Genomic DNA, 13313 nt, shown 5'->3' on the forward strand with positions numbered 1-13313 from the left:
TATGTCTCGTTTCTTTATCGATCGGCCGGTTCTCGCATGGGTCGTCGGGCTGATTATCGTGCTGCTGGGGGGAATCTCCCTTTTCCGTTTGCCGATTGCCCAGTATCCGTCGATAGCCGCACCGCAGATCGCGATCAGTGTCACGTATCCCGGCGCCTCCGCCGAGACGGTGAACGGCACGGTGGTTCAGCCTATCCTTCAGCAGATGTTCGGCCTCGATCATCTGGAGTATGTGGCGTCCCAGTCCTACGCCAGCGGGCGGATGGAGATCGACCTGACCTTTGCGCAGGGCACGGATCCGGATATCGCCCAGGTTCAGGCGCAGAACAGGTTGCAGCTTGTGCTGCCGCGTCTTCCGATCGCGGTGACGGCGCAGGGCTTGACGGTCACGAAGGCGGTCAAGGATTTCATGATGGTGCTGGCGTTCATTTCCAAGGATGGCAGCATGTCGGGTTTCGACATCGCCGATTATGTGGCGTCGAACGTGTCCGATGCGATCAGTCGTGTCTCCGGTGTCGGCGACCATACGCTGTTCGGGTCGGAATACGCCATGCGGATATGGATGGACCCCGGGAAGCTCTATAAATATGGGCTGACGATCAGCGATGTGCGGGCCGCGCTGATGGACCAGAACGTGCAGGTATCTTCTGGCGAGATAGGCGGTCTGCCGGCTGAATCGGGCACGCGCATAGACGCCACGATCATCGGCCCGACCCGGCTGACATCGCCCGAAGAGTTCGGCGACATTATGCTGCGGGTCGAACGAGGGGGCTCGCAGGTTCGCCTGAAGGACGTCGCACGGGTCGAACTGGGACCGCAGAATTATAATGTGACGTCGTTCTACAATAATCAGCCGACGGTCGGTCTGGCGCTGAAACTTGCACCCGGAGCGAACCAGCTGACCACCGAAGCGGCCGTGCGTTCCGAGGTGAAGAACCTCGAGAAATTCTTCCCGCCGGGTTTGCAGGTCATCTATCCGCTGGATACCGAGCCTTTCATCGTACTGTCGATCAAGGAAGTCATTATCACGCTGATCGAGGCCATCGCGCTGGTTTTCATGGTCATGCTGGTCTTTATCCAGAATTTTCGTGCGACACTGATTCCGACGATCGCCGTGCCCGTCGTGCTTATGGGGACCTTCGGTATTCTCGGCGCTCTGGGATTTTCGATCAACACGCTGACGATGCTTGCGATGGTGCTCGCCGTGGGGCTGCTCGTCGATGACGCGATCGTCGTTGTGGAGAATGTCGAGCGCGTGATGGCGGAAAGGAAGCTTTCGCCCCGGGAGGCCGTGCGCATCTCGATGGACGAAATTTCGGGCGCTCTTGTCGGGATCGTGCTGGTGTTGACCGCCGTATTTCTCCCTATGGCGGCGTTCGGCGGTTCGACCGGGGTGATCTATCGCCAGTTCTCGATCACCATCGTCGCCGCCATGTGGCTGTCGGTGCTGGTGGCCATGATCATGACGCCTGCCTTGTGCGCGACAATGCTCAAATCCGGCATGCAGCAGAAGATAACGGGGCCGGCGGGTTGGTTCAACCGTGTCTTTGCCCGACTGACCGACGGGTACCGGTCGAGTGCCAACTGGATGCTTGGGCACGGCATGGCGTCGCTGGTGATATATGTTCTGTTGAGCGGTCTGGTCGTCTTCCTGTTCGTCCGGCTTCCGGAAGGGTTCCTCCCGGATGAGGATCAGGGGCTGATCTTTGGTCAGGTGACATTGCCTCCCGGGGCGACGGCGGAGCAGACGGCGGCGGTCAACCGTCGGGTCAGCGATTATATTCTCAGGAGCGAACGTGAAAACGTGGTGTCCGTCTTCGCGACGAACGGCTTCAATTTCGCGGGCGAAGGCCAGAATGTCGGCGCCTTCTTCATCCGCCTGAAAGAATGGAGCGTCCGTCGGGGGCCGGAGCGTTCGTCCGCGGCGATCGCGATGCGGATCATGACGCATTTCGAGGGGGACAGGGAGGCCGAGATTTTTGCCATCAATCCCCCGGCTGTCCTGGAACTGGGCAATGCGACCGGTTTCGATCTGGAACTGGAGGATCGCGGGCATCTTGGACATGAGAAGTTGCTGGCCGCCCGCGACCAGATACTGATGGCGGCAGCCAAGGACCCGCGTCTGGCTGCCGTTCGCTCGAATGGTCTGGAGGATGCTCCGCAGTACAAGCTGGAGATCGATCGCGAAAAGGCGAATGCGCTCGGTGTGACCAACGCTGAAATCAATACGACGATCGAAGGTGCCCTCGGATCGATCTACGTCAATCAATTCATGCACAACGATCGCGTCAAACAGGTTTACATTCAGGGTGAGGCCAGCGGCCGCCGCTTACCCGCAGATCTCGGCAAGTGGTATCTGCGGAATGCCGGGAACGGGCTGGTGCCATTCGATGTGATCGCGAAAGGTCACTGGGCCGTCGGCCCGCAGAAGGTCGAGAATTATAATGGCCTCAATTCTTATGAAATTCTCGGCCAGCCGGCTCCCGGATACAGCAGCGGTGCGGCCATGGCAGCCATTCGGGAGATCATGGACAGGCTGCCGCCGGGCATTGGATACGAATGGACGGGTCTTTCATTTGAGCAGATGCGGTCGAGCAGCGCGACAGGTCCGCTTTATGCTCTGGCGGCGACGGTGATTCTGCTCTGTCTGGCCGGTCTGTATGAAAGCTGGGCTGTACCTTTCGCTGTGATGCTGGTCATTCCGCTGGGTGTTCTGGGCGCACTGACGGCCACGTTGTGGCGAGGGCTGGCCAACGACGTCTACTTTCAGGTGGGCCTGCTGACGACTGTAGGGCTGACTGTCAAAAATGCCATTCTCATCGTCGAGTTCGCCAAGACATTCTTTGAAGCCGGAGATCCGCTTGCGGAAGCGGTAATCAAGGCGGCATGCGAACGACTGAGACCGATCCTGATGACATCGATCGCGTTCGTATGCGGCGTATTTCCTCTGGCGATCGCAACCGGAGCCGGTTCCGGGGCGCGGACTGCGATCGGCACCGCGGTCGTCGGCGGCATGATGTCCGCAACCGTGTTGGCAGTCTATTTCGTCCCTGTGTTTTTTGTGCTCGTGCTCCGGGTTTTTCGGGTTCGCCGGCGGAAGGATCGCGTGGAACTCTCCTGTGCTGGAAAGCTGGGTTCATGACGAGACATCTTATGCGCTGGTTTGGTCCGATGCTGTTTACGGCGCTTTCGGGATGTACGATGATACCGGATTACCATCGGCCTGCCCTGCCGGTCGCGGCGAGTTGGCCGCAAGGGATGGCCTATCATGCCGGCGCGTCGAAATTTGTCAAAACTGCCGCAACCGATCTGGGATGGCGTGATTTTTTCGTCGATCGACGGCTCAAGGCGCTGATTGCCCTCGCCATACGGGAAAACCGCGATCTGCGATCGGCGGCGTATGCCGTGGTGCAGGCGCAGGGGCTGTATCGAGTACAGAACGCCTCGCTGTTCCCGCAGATCGGCGCGACGGGCCAGTCGCTCTATCAGGCGCCGTCGGAAAATGCTGGATTAAGCTTTGCGCCGGGATTGCAGCAGGGCCGCGGCAACGCTGCTTATGCGAACGGCAATGTCTTCAAATTTTATCAGGCGGATATCGGCTTCTCCGCGTATGAGGTGGATTTCTTCGGCCGTATCCGCAGCCTCACGCGCGAGGCCGCGGACCGGGCCCTGAGTCAGTCCGCCAGCCAGCGTACACTTCTGATCAGTGTGATCTCGCAGGTGGCCACGACTTATGTTGCCTGGCTTGCGCACAGGGAAGAACTGAAAATAACGGAGCAGACTATGGCGTTACGGAGCGAAACGCTGCGTCTGACCCGCGCAAGCTTCGAAAGCGGTGAAGCCAATCAACTTACCCTTCGGCAGATCGAAGGACAGTTTCGACAGGCTGCGGCAAATTATGCGCAGTTCCAGAGACAGGTCGCTCAGGATGAAAATGAACTTGCGCTGTTGGTTGGCGAACCGCTACCTGAGGATCTGCCGCCTCCGGCGCCGTTCGGGCAACAGACGCTTCTGGCCGATCTGCCGGCGGGGCTTCCGTCCGACCTACTGGATCGGCGCCCCGATATTCAAGCGGCGGAGTTTTCCCTGCTTGCGGCCAATGACGATATTGGCGCGATGCGGGCCGCTTTCTTTCCTCGCGTGATCCTTACGGCGTCGAACGGTGTGTCGAGCTTGCAGTTTCACAATCTGTTTACGAGGGGCGGGACCACGTTCGGCCTGAACCCGCAGATCCAGATTCCGTTATTCACCTGGGGACAGAACGAAGGAAACCTGCAGGCGTCCAAAGCCCTGCGGCAGCAGCGTATGGCAGCTTATGAAAGGGCGATTCAGACCGCATTCCATGAAGTGGCCGACTCGCTGGCTGCGCGAGCCACGTTTTTGGATCAGTCGCAGCAGATCGACGCGCGGGTGAAATCCTGGGCAGATGCTTGTCGGCTGGCGCGAGCGCGCTTCGCAGCCGGAGTGGATTCCTATTTGACCACTCTGGACGCGGAACAGACGCTTTATGCCGCGCAGCAGAGCCAGATCGAGGTGCAGGCGGCAAGATATCAGAACCTGATCACCATTTACCGCGCCTTGGGCGGCGGGTGGAAGGAATACACAGCCAAGCCGGACAAGGAGAATCCCGACCGCACCTCCACTCCGGCCTCAAGAAGGCAGACCGGAAAATAGAGAGGGAGTCGTATCGGCTTGTCCGTCATCAAATAATTTGAGACCTTTTCAATCGCTGGTGGTCATGGTCTGATCATGCGACGTCTACCTGTCGGAATGGCGGCGACGCCGAAACGAAGTTCGGCCACGGTGACGGCGGACAGGTAGGAGCTTTCCACAAGCTGGGCGTCGATATCGTCGCACAGCTAACTCGCCGTACTCATGCCAATTCGCGCGAGCCTCATGGCCAAACCAGATCGTCGACGCGGCGTATGGGAACACCATCGATCCAGACCTCCAGGATCAAGACCACCAGCGCTTTCTCCGTCAGCTTCCGGGGCTCCAGATCGGTAGTTGTTCCGGCTCGACGGCCCTCTTTTTCCTGTGACACACGACTGTGATACAGCGTTGCCAACACGCCATGCATAGCAACGGAAAGTTCAGGATTCGCGCGACCTGGCGCTGCAAACGACATAACTTTCTATGGCAACGCCCCCTTGAGTCGCAGCCTCACCCCTCGGCCGGCGGCTCCCTGATCGCGCCGGCATCGCCCACCAGTCCGCGCGCGTATTCCGCCGCCGAAAAGGCGCGCAGATCCTCCACCTGCTCGCCCACGCCGACCAGATGCACCGGCAGGCCCGTCGCCTCCGCCAGCGCGACCACGATGCCGCCACGCGCCGAGCCGTCCAGCTTGGTGACGATCAGGCCGGTGACGCTCACCATCTCGCGGAACACACGCACCTGCTCCAGCGCGTTCTGGCCGGTGGTGGCATCCAGCACCAGAAGAACGGAATGGGGCGCGGTCTCGTCGAATTTCCTGATCACGCGGATGATCTTGGCGAGTTCCTCCATCAGCGCGCCCTTGTTGTGCAGGCGGCCCGCCGTGTCGATGAACACGATGTCCGCCCCCTGCTCGCGCGCGCGCTTGATGCCCTCGAAGGCCAGCCCCGCCGGGTCCGCGCCCGGCTTGCCCGCGATGACCGGCGCGTTGGTCCGCTCGCCCCAGACCTGCAACTGCTCGACGGCCGCGGCGCGGAAGGTGTCGCCCGCCACCATGACGACGGACTTGCCCTGCCCGCCGAACCAGCGCGCCATCTTGCCGATGGTCGTCGTCTTGCCCACGCCGTTGACGCCGACGACGAGGCAGACATGCGGCTTATGCGTGAAATCCGGCTCGAACGGAATCGCGACCGGCTCCAGCACGCGCGCGATCTCGGCGGCCAGCGCCTCCTGAATCTCAGCGGGTGTCACGTCTTTCCCGAAGCGCGACTTGCGGAAGCCATCGATAACGCGCCCCGCCACGGCGGGACCGAGATCGGCGGCGATCAGCGCCTCCTCGAGTTCCTCCAACGCCGCCTCGTCGAGATGGCGATGGGTCAGCGCAGCATTGAGCTTCTGCGTCGAGCGGGCGAGGCCCTGCTTCAGGCGGGAGAAAAATCCGGACATTCAGGCGGTCTCGGCCAACAACACGCCGCCGTCAAGAGCGATCGGGCGCAAGGTCAGGCGCGCACCGCGCCGCACGGGCGCGCCCCGCACGCGAAGAAGGGCGAATTGCGCGGACCGCCCGGTCCCCTCCCCCTCCATCAGCACGTCGAGATCACGCCCGATCAGCCCGCGCCAGAACGCATCCCGCATCTCCTCCCCCGCCTCGCGCAGCGCCGCCGCCCGACTCCGCCGCAGGGCGTTGGGCACGGAAGGCATGCGAGCGGCAGGCGTGCCGGGGCGCTCGCTATAGGGAAAGACATGGAGATAGGCGATGCGATGCGCGCGCACGAAATCCAGCGTCTCGGCGGCCTGCTCGTCCGTCTCGGTCGGGAATCCCGCGATGAGATCGGCGCCGATGCCGATATCGGGCCGCACCGCCCGCGCGCGAGCGATCAGTTCCCCCGCCTGCGCACGGCTGTGGCGGCGCTTCATGCGCTTCAGCACGAGATCCGAGGCCGCCTGAAGCGACAGATGCAGATGCGGGGCGAAGCGCGACTCCCCCGCCAGCACCGCCCAGAAATCCGGATCGCTCTCCGGCAGGATCGCGGCGGGATCGAGGGAGGACAGACGCAGCCGCGCGAGGCCGGGGACCGCGTCGAGGATCGACCGGCAGAGCGTCCCGAGCCGTGGCCGGCCCGGCAGATCGTGCCCCCAGGAGGCGATATCCACTCCGGTCAGCACGATCTCCGCATGCCCGGCGGCGACGAGGCTCCGTGCATTGGCGATGACCGCTGCGACCGGCACCGAACGCGACGCCCCCCGCCCTTGCGGGATGATGCAGAAGGTGCAGCCGTGATCGCATCCCTGCTGCACTTGCAGCAAGGCGCGGATATGGCTGCCATGCTCGACGACCGGCGTGGCGGGCGGCGCGTCCGTCAGGGCCGGCAGCGCGGCCCGTTTCCCGGCGGTCTCGCCGGTGCCCTCCCCGGCGGTCCATGTCTCGGGCCGCAATTTCTCGCCATTGCCGACGATCCGCGCGACACCGGGCAGAGCAGCCCATCGCGCGGGAGCAATCTGCGCGGCGCATCCCGTCACGACGATGCGCGTCGCGGGCGAGGCACGGTGCAACTTGCGGATCGCCTGGCGCGCCTGACGCTCCGCCGCCGCCGTGACGGCGCAGGTATTGACGATGGCCGTCTCGTCGAGATGACCCGCCAGCGCGGCGATCCTGTCGCTCTCGTGCAGGTTGAGGCGGCAGCCGAACGTCAGAACCTCCGCGCCGCTCATGCGTGCTCTCCTCCGCGCCACTCCCCTTCGAAAACCAGAGTCGCCGGGCCGGTCATGAGCACATGCCCGTCCGCCTCCCGCCAGGTGATGGTCAGCCAGCCGCCATCCATCTCGACGCGACAGGTACGGTCCAGCAGCCCGAGCCGCACGCCGTTCACCACGGCCGCACAGGCGCCGGACCCGCAGGCCGGCGTCAGCCCAGCCCCGCGCTCCCACACGCGCAGGCGGATCTCGTCCCGCGCGCGGATGTGGGCGAAGCCGATATTCGCCCGCTCGGGGAAGAGCGGATCATGTTCGAGCGCCGGCCCGCGCGACACCGCCTCATCCGCCCCGGTGAAGAAGGTCGCGTGCGGATTGCCCATGGAACAGGCCGCCGGCGCGCCCGGCAAAGGCAGGGCCAGCGTGTCCGCCTCATGCGCCAGCGGAATCTCCGCCCAACCCAGCTTCGGCGCGCCCATATCGACGCCGATCCGCCCGTCCGGCGCGACGAAGCTCGGCAGCAATCCGGCCTGCGTCTGCAATACCGGCGCATTGCCGAGCAGCCGGGCGACGCAGCGCGAGGCGTTGCCGCAGGCCCCGGCCTCCGATCCGTCGGGATTGAAAAATCTCACTTTTACGTCAGCACCGGGCAGATCGGGCGGTTCGAGAATCACCAACTGATCGCACCCGACGCCCAAACGGCGATCACACAGCGTGACCAGAAAATTTAATATCGGCGCAAAAGCCTGATTTCGCGCGTCGATGACGACAAAATCATTGCCGAGCCCTTGCATCTTTTGGAACCTGAAGCACATGGGCACCCTTATAGAGCCCCGAAGGCAGTTCGACACGGGATTTTCGCCGACATCGCGGCGTTAACGTCTGGGAAAGACTGCCGACGCATATTCTGGCCAAGACACATCTGGCCCGGGCAACGGCGTCGCCCGGCTCCAGGCAGGAAGACAGAGTAATGTATATCGCGCCTTTCGATCACTACGCTCCCCCCGGAGCGCTCCACCTCATCTGGTCCCTGACCGGCCGGTCAGCGGATGATATCCTCGCTCTCGTGTCGCAGTTCCATCAGGGCGCGGCCGTGCTGGTGGACCCGGAGGCCTTGCCGGCCCTGCGCGCCGCCGCGCCGAAGCTGCGGATATTCCTGCGTGACGGCGACAGCATCGTCCGCCTGTCCGCCGAAGGACGCGCGATGGACCGCTTCCATCTGAGCGCGAACAAGCTGCCGTCCCAGATGGCCGCGACGCGCGGACAGACATCCGGTGAGCAGGAGGCCGTGGCGCTGGACATCGTCATGGGAGAGACGACCGACGAGGCATGGGAGCGGATGGAGGCGCTGACCGAAGCCGGCCTGCCCGCCGGCGTCGCGGCGTCAGCACTCGTCGGCACCCCGACCGAGGTGGCGCGACGGCTCGAGGATTACCGCATGGAGCATGTGCGCCACATCGTGCTGACCGCGCCGCCGGAGCGCGCGCCTTACGAGATGGTGCGACGCGACCTCGTGCCGCTGCTGACGCGTCGCCCGACCGCGGGAAGCCCCGCCCCGCTGCCGGACCGTGTCGAGACGGACGCCATCACCTGGCATGGCGTCGCGCTGTAACAGCCGGTCAGCGCGTCTCCGGCCGCCAGCCGCCGGGACGCCACAGCAGGTCGTCCTCCCCGTCCCGATTCGCGTGACGGGAGAGAACGAACAGGAAATCGGAAAGGCGGTTGAGGAAGCGCACCGCCTCCGCCAGAGCGGGGTCCTGTAGCGCCACGACACGGCGTTCCGCCCGCCGCGCGACGGTGCGGGCGAGATGCGCCCGTGCCGCCGCCTCGCTCCCACCCGGCAGGACGAAGCTCGTCAGCGCCTTCTGCCGCACCCGCAGCGCCTCCGTCTCGTCGTCCAGCCAGAGCGTCGCTTCCGGTGGAAGAGACGGGCAGCGCCCGCTCGCGCCATGCGGTTGGCAGAGATCGGCCCCGAGATCGAACAACGCATCCTGCACCCCCGGCAGGGCGGAGATCTCCGGCAGCGCGACTCGCGCAAAGCCGATCGCGGCATTGAGTTCGTCCACTGCCCCGATCGCCTCGATCCGCGCGTCGTGCTTGGACACGCGCGTGCCGTCTCCCAGCGAGGTCTGGCCGCCGTCTCCACCGCGCGTGACGACGCGATCGATCCGGACAGTCATCAGCGGCGATGGCGGCGTGAGACGCGCGCGGGCGCCAACGCTTCGGCGGACGCCTTGTGCGCCGCGATCTTGCTCTGGCTGTCCTTCGCCAAGGCGATCAGATCGGCATTCTTCGACTGGGCGATAGCGCTGGCGATCGCAGCGGACAAAATCGGCTCGCCCTTGCGCAGATGCGCGAGATAAGCGCTGTCGAAACGCGCGCCATACAGCTTCGCCATCCGGTCGATCATCTCCTGGTCGTCGCGCATCGGCGCCGTGGTCAGAGAGAGATCATGCGGGCTGACGATCTCGCCCAGTTTCGTCCGGGTTTCCGCGCTGTCCCTGGAGACCGTGTCGGACAAGGCCCTGACGTCATTCCGCGCCGCATTGGTCGTGGCGAGTTTCGCCAGCGCGATATCCGTCAGATCCGCCTCGTTCAACGCCTGAACGAAAGCCGCATCCGCCGTGGTCAGAGGCTGCCCCTTGGACAGAGGCGGCAGCGGCGCGGGAGCCGGCTTCGGCGCTATGCCGAAACAGCCTGACAGGACGAGCATGCTCATGAGCGGCGCGGCCACGCGGAGGGAAGCGGAAAGAGAAAGAGCGAAACGCGGCATGGTCGGCAGGTGCTCCTTGCGTTATGTCGGATGCAAGACCCTTCATCGCCCGTCTCACGCGGAGTTGCAATGTCCGCCCCCTGCCCGTCCGCGCCCCCGTCCCCTCCTCCGTCCCATGGGCCGTTCGCGACCTGGCGGCGCGTCAGCCTCGCCTTCGCCGGGCTGTCAGGCGCGACGGCCGTGGCTATGGCGGCCCTTGCCGCCCATCTCCCGGACCGCATGCTCGCCCCGAACGGACGCGAGATGATGGGGCGCGCGGTGGAAATGCAAATCTGGCACAGCCTCGTCTTGCTGGTCCTCGCCTTCGCGGGACGCAACGTCTTCCGCTGGGTCGCGCCCGGCTTCGCCTTGGGGCAGGTCCTGTTCTGCGTGCCGGTCTATCTGCTGGCGCTGAAGGGACCGGCCATCGGCTTCATCGCGCCATGGGGCGGATCGGTGCTGATCCTGTCCTGGCTGGGGATGGCGATGCTGGCCGTGCGTCGCTCCATCTGACCGGCCATCTGACCGGCCATCTAGCGGGAACGGATGCGCGCCCAAAGCGCGAGAGCGCCAAGTTGCGCCGCCAGGGCCACGCAGAAGCTGGCCAGCACGATGCCGATGAGGATCAGTTGTTCGCGCTCGACCCCGCTTTCGACGCCGAACAGCGTATAGAGGGACTGCCATGCCTGCGTTCCGGCCACATACTGGACGAGATGGACGGCCGGCGGCAGGAACCGCGCACTCGCGGCAATCAGAACGGTGAGGACGACCAACGCCGCCGTCCGCGCCAATGTCGTGACGATGCTGACCTCACCGAGATGCGCCGCCGAACGAGCAGGTTTGAGTGTGGATTTCATGCTACCCTCGTTTCAGTGCGTATAATTTAACCGACAGGGCTCACCCGATGGGCTATCATGCATTCTTCGTCTGATACCCAACCTGCCTCCGCCCGATCAATGCCGGCGGAGGCGTTTGGAGATAATAAGTCTTGGAGACTATGAAAATGACACAGCGGACCGCTCTCTTTCCACGCTTCGGCGCGCTGCTGGCCGGTCTGGTCGTCGTCGCGACCTCTATTCCCGGAGCGGGTCACGCGGCGGAACCGCCGCCGGGCAGCGTCCCGGTCCCGCAACTCGACGCGTCCCAGCCCATCACCCCGGCGCAACACGTCTATCCCGACGCGGCGCTCGCCCACACACAGGTGACGGAAGCCTTCAAGACCGCCCTGCGGACCCATCGCAAGGTGCTGCTGGATTTCGGCGGCAACTGGTGCCCGGACTGCCTGAAGCTGGCGGGCGTGTTCGACGTGCCGTCCGTCGCACAGTGGCTCGATGCGGAATTCGTCGTGGTGCCGGTCAATGTCGAGCGCATCAACCAGAATCTCGACATCGCCAAGCGTTATGGCGTGACGATCCACGAAGTGCCGACCGTGCTGATCTTCACCGCGAACGGCAAGCTGCTGAACGCCGACGGCGCGAACACGCTGGGCAATGCCCGCGCCATGTCCGCTCAATCGGTGATCGACCTGCTCGCAAGCTGGAACAGGCGGAGCTGACGTCGTTCCCGCCTCACAGGGGAGGGCGCGTCGTCAGGCGCCTTCGAACTGACGGTAGTTCTCGGCGAAGCGCGCCAGCAACGCTTCGGCCTGACGGTCATAGGCGGCCGGGTCCGCCCAGCTCGCCTTGGGGTCGAGAACCTCCGGAGGCACACCCGCGACGCTGAGCGGCATTTCGAGCCCGAAATGCGGATCGACCTTCCATTCGGAGGCGTTGATCTCGCCGTTGAGGATGGCGCGCAGGATGGCGCGGGTATGCGCCAGCGACATGCGCCGCCCCGTGCCATACGGCCCGGCGATCCAGCCCGTATTGACCAGCCAGCATTTCGCGCCGCTCTCGGTGAGATATTTGCCGAACAGCTCGGCATAGACTTTCGGCTTGCGCGGCAGGAAGGGAGAGCCGAAACAGGCCGAGAACGTCGCCTGCGGCTCGCTGACGCCTTTTTCCGTCCCGGCGACGCGCGCGGTGTAGCCTGACAGGAAGTGATACATCGCCTCCTTCGGCGTCAGCCGCGCGACGGGCGGCAATACGCCGAAAGCGTCCGCCGTCAGCATGATGACGTTGCGCGGCGTGCCGCCCTGCCCGTCCGGACGGAAATTCCCCAGGAAATCCAATGGATAGCAGGAGCGCGTATTCTCCGTCAGACTGCCGTCATTGAAGTCGATATGGCCCTGCGCATCGGCGACGACATTCTCCAGAACCGCGCCGAAGCGATGGGAGGCGTCCCAGATTTCGCGTTCGGCCTCCTTCTTGAGATTGATGACCTTTGCATAGCAGCCGCCCTCGAAGTTGAAGACGCCTTTCGGGCTCCAGCCATGCTCGTCATCGCCGATCAGGGCACGCTCGGGATCGGAGGAGAGCGTCGTCTTGCCGGTGCCGGACAGGCCGAAGAACAGCGCGACATCCCCGTCCACGCCGATATTCGCCGAGCAGTGCATCGGAAAGACGCCCTCGACCGGCAGCCGCCAGTTCATCACCGAGAAGATCGATTTCTTGATTTCCCCGGCATATTCCGTGCCGGCGATCACCACGAGCCGGTGCGTGAACGACATGGCCACGGCGGTCGAGGAGCGCAGACCCAGCGCCTTGGCGTCGAGATGCAGCTCCGGCGCGTGAAGAAGGACGTAATCCGGTGTGAAATCCGTCAGTTCCGCCTCGGTCGGGCGGATGAACATGTTGCGGGCGAAGAGCGCGTGCCAGGCATTCGTCGTCACGAGGCGGATGCGGATGCGATGGGCCGGATCGGCTCCGGCGAACAGATCCTCGACGAAAAGAACCTGCTGGTCGAGATAGGCGCGCACCGTCTCGGCGAGACGGTCGAACGCTTCGGGCGGGAGCGGGTTGTTGCCGGGATGCCACCAGACCTCTTCGCCGATATCGGGATCGTTGGCGACATATTTGTCCTGGGCGGAGCGGCCCGTGTACTCCCCGGTCCGCGCCATCACCGCGCCATCCTCGGAAAGCCGGATTTCATCGCGACGGACCGCCAGCGTGACGAGCGGGGCCGTCCGCAGGTTGACGTAAAAAGGCTGGACGGGGGAAAGGCCGGTCCCCGCCAGGGCAGTCCTGTCCGTGCCGGTGCCCTCCGGGACAATCCCCGGCTGGGCCTCGATGGTCGTGACTGCACTCATTCTTCCAACCTTTCTGTCACCTAACGCCTG

The 13313-nt window shown here is 64.2% G+C and carries 12 protein-coding genes and 2 pseudogenes; 5 read left to right on the forward strand and 9 right to left on the reverse strand.

Going from position 1 to position 13313, the window contains the following annotated elements:
* The first annotated feature begins 1 nt into the window (after nucleotide 1).
* Both EDC31_RS10985 and EDC31_RS10990 read left to right on the forward strand, forming a co-directional pair.
* Nucleotides 2-3142, forward strand: coding sequence for an efflux RND transporter permease subunit (locus EDC31_RS10985; protein ID WP_042057256.1), 3141 nt, complete (start codon nucleotides 2-4; stop codon nucleotides 3140-3142).
* A complete protein-coding gene (locus EDC31_RS10990; protein WP_042057254.1) occupies nucleotides 3139-4674 on the forward strand; it encodes an efflux transporter outer membrane subunit in 1536 nt (511 codons plus the stop codon). Before EDC31_RS10985 ends, EDC31_RS10990 begins: the two co-directional genes overlap by 4 nt.
* Nucleotides 4675-4745: 71 nt before the next feature.
* Here EDC31_RS10990 and EDC31_RS18520 read toward each other — a convergent pair.
* From EDC31_RS18520 to dapF, 5 genes and pseudogenes are all read right to left on the reverse strand, one after another.
* Nucleotides 4746-4847: pseudogene (locus tag EDC31_RS18520) on the reverse strand (VapC toxin family PIN domain ribonuclease); the annotation flags it as partial.
* A 15-nt stretch (nucleotides 4848-4862) separates the two neighbouring features.
* Nucleotides 4863-4999 (reverse strand): annotated as a pseudogene (locus EDC31_RS18165) (IS256 family transposase); the annotation flags it as partial.
* Nucleotides 5000-5163: 164 nt separating this feature from the next.
* The gene (ftsY, locus tag EDC31_RS11000) at nucleotides 5164-6099 is read right to left on the reverse strand and encodes a signal recognition particle-docking protein FtsY (RefSeq protein ID WP_042057250.1); all 936 of its coding nucleotides are present in this window, start codon (nucleotides 6097-6099) and stop codon (nucleotides 5164-5166) included.
* Nucleotides 6100-7365, reverse strand: a complete 1266-nt coding sequence (locus tag EDC31_RS11005; protein ID WP_042057248.1) for a MiaB/RimO family radical SAM methylthiotransferase — start codon at nucleotides 7363-7365, stop codon at nucleotides 6100-6102.
* On the reverse strand, nucleotides 7362-8159 hold the full coding sequence (gene dapF, locus EDC31_RS11010) for a diaminopimelate epimerase (RefSeq protein ID WP_042057246.1): 798 nt from the start codon (nucleotides 8157-8159) through the stop codon (nucleotides 7362-7364). The genes EDC31_RS11005 and dapF overlap by 4 nt, the downstream gene beginning before the upstream one ends.
* A 155-nt stretch (nucleotides 8160-8314) precedes the next feature.
* Between dapF and EDC31_RS11015 the strand changes: the two genes are divergently transcribed.
* Complete coding sequence (locus EDC31_RS11015; protein WP_042057244.1) at nucleotides 8315-8956, forward strand: hypothetical protein; 642 nt, start codon at nucleotides 8315-8317, stop codon at nucleotides 8954-8956.
* 7 nt (nucleotides 8957-8963) lie between these two features.
* Here EDC31_RS11015 and EDC31_RS11020 read toward each other — a convergent pair whose 3' ends face one another.
* Both EDC31_RS11020 and EDC31_RS11025 read right to left on the reverse strand, forming a co-directional pair.
* A complete protein-coding gene (locus EDC31_RS11020) occupies nucleotides 8964-9524 on the reverse strand; it encodes a cob(I)yrinic acid a,c-diamide adenosyltransferase (RefSeq protein ID WP_042057241.1) in 561 nt (186 codons plus the stop codon).
* Entirely contained in the window at nucleotides 9524-10117 is a 594-nt protein-coding gene (locus tag EDC31_RS11025; RefSeq protein WP_042057239.1) for a DUF4142 domain-containing protein, read from the reverse strand. Before EDC31_RS11025 ends, EDC31_RS11020 begins: the two co-directional genes overlap by 1 nt.
* Before the next feature lie 69 nt (nucleotides 10118-10186).
* Between EDC31_RS11025 and EDC31_RS11030 the strand changes: the two genes are divergently transcribed.
* On the forward strand, nucleotides 10187-10609 hold the full coding sequence (locus tag EDC31_RS11030; RefSeq protein ID WP_081797480.1) for a DUF423 domain-containing protein: 423 nt from the start codon (nucleotides 10187-10189) through the stop codon (nucleotides 10607-10609).
* A gap of 20 nt (nucleotides 10610-10629) precedes the next feature.
* Here EDC31_RS11030 and EDC31_RS11035 read toward each other — a convergent pair whose 3' ends face one another.
* Entirely contained in the window at nucleotides 10630-10953 is a 324-nt protein-coding gene (locus EDC31_RS11035; protein WP_042057237.1) for a hypothetical protein, read from the reverse strand.
* 146 nt (nucleotides 10954-11099) lie between these two features.
* On the opposite strand from EDC31_RS11035, the gene EDC31_RS11040 reads away from it, so the two are divergent.
* Nucleotides 11100-11651, forward strand: coding sequence for a thioredoxin family protein (locus EDC31_RS11040; protein WP_042057276.1), 552 nt, complete (start codon nucleotides 11100-11102; stop codon nucleotides 11649-11651).
* A 33-nt stretch (nucleotides 11652-11684) separates the two neighbouring features.
* On the opposite strand, the gene pckA is transcribed toward EDC31_RS11040, so the two are convergent.
* Nucleotides 11685-13283 (reverse strand): phosphoenolpyruvate carboxykinase (ATP), encoded by a 1599-nt coding sequence (pckA, locus tag EDC31_RS11045; protein ID WP_081797479.1) that lies wholly within the window; start codon nucleotides 13281-13283, stop codon nucleotides 11685-11687.
* Between the last annotated feature and the right edge of the window lie 30 nt (nucleotides 13284-13313).

The organism is Acidomonas methanolica, from assembly GCF_004346035.1.
In the GTDB taxonomy this organism is placed as follows: Bacteria; Pseudomonadota; Alphaproteobacteria; order Acetobacterales; family Acetobacteraceae; genus Acidomonas; species Acidomonas methanolica.

Coding starts and splice junctions, on each gene's coding strand:
- EDC31_RS10985 (WP_042057256.1), top strand. CDS start 2: ATGTCTCGTTTCTTTATCGATCGGCCGGTTCTCGCATGGGTCGTCGGG.
- EDC31_RS10990 (WP_042057254.1), top strand. CDS start 3,139: ATGACGAGACATCTTATGCGCTGGTTTGGTCCGATGCTGTTTACGGCG.
- ftsY (WP_042057250.1), bottom strand. CDS start 6,099: ATGTCCGGATTTTTCTCCCGCCTGAAGCAGGGCCTCGCCCGCTCGACG.
- EDC31_RS11005 (WP_042057248.1), bottom strand. CDS start 7,365: ATGAGCGGCGCGGAGGTTCTGACGTTCGGCTGCCGCCTCAACCTGCAC.
- dapF (WP_042057246.1), bottom strand. CDS start 8,159: ATGTGCTTCAGGTTCCAAAAGATGCAAGGGCTCGGCAATGATTTTGTC.
- EDC31_RS11015 (WP_042057244.1), top strand. CDS start 8,315: ATGTATATCGCGCCTTTCGATCACTACGCTCCCCCCGGAGCGCTCCAC.
- EDC31_RS11020 (WP_042057241.1), bottom strand. CDS start 9,524: ATGACTGTCCGGATCGATCGCGTCGTCACGCGCGGTGGAGACGGCGGC.
- EDC31_RS11025 (WP_042057239.1), bottom strand. CDS start 10,117: ATGCCGCGTTTCGCTCTTTCTCTTTCCGCTTCCCTCCGCGTGGCCGCG.
- EDC31_RS11030 (WP_081797480.1), top strand. CDS start 10,187: ATGTCCGCCCCCTGCCCGTCCGCGCCCCCGTCCCCTCCTCCGTCCCAT.
- EDC31_RS11035 (WP_042057237.1), bottom strand. CDS start 10,953: ATGAAATCCACACTCAAACCTGCTCGTTCGGCGGCGCATCTCGGTGAG.
- EDC31_RS11040 (WP_042057276.1), top strand. CDS start 11,100: ATGACACAGCGGACCGCTCTCTTTCCACGCTTCGGCGCGCTGCTGGCC.
- pckA (WP_081797479.1), bottom strand. CDS start 13,283: ATGAGTGCAGTCACGACCATCGAGGCCCAGCCGGGGATTGTCCCGGAG.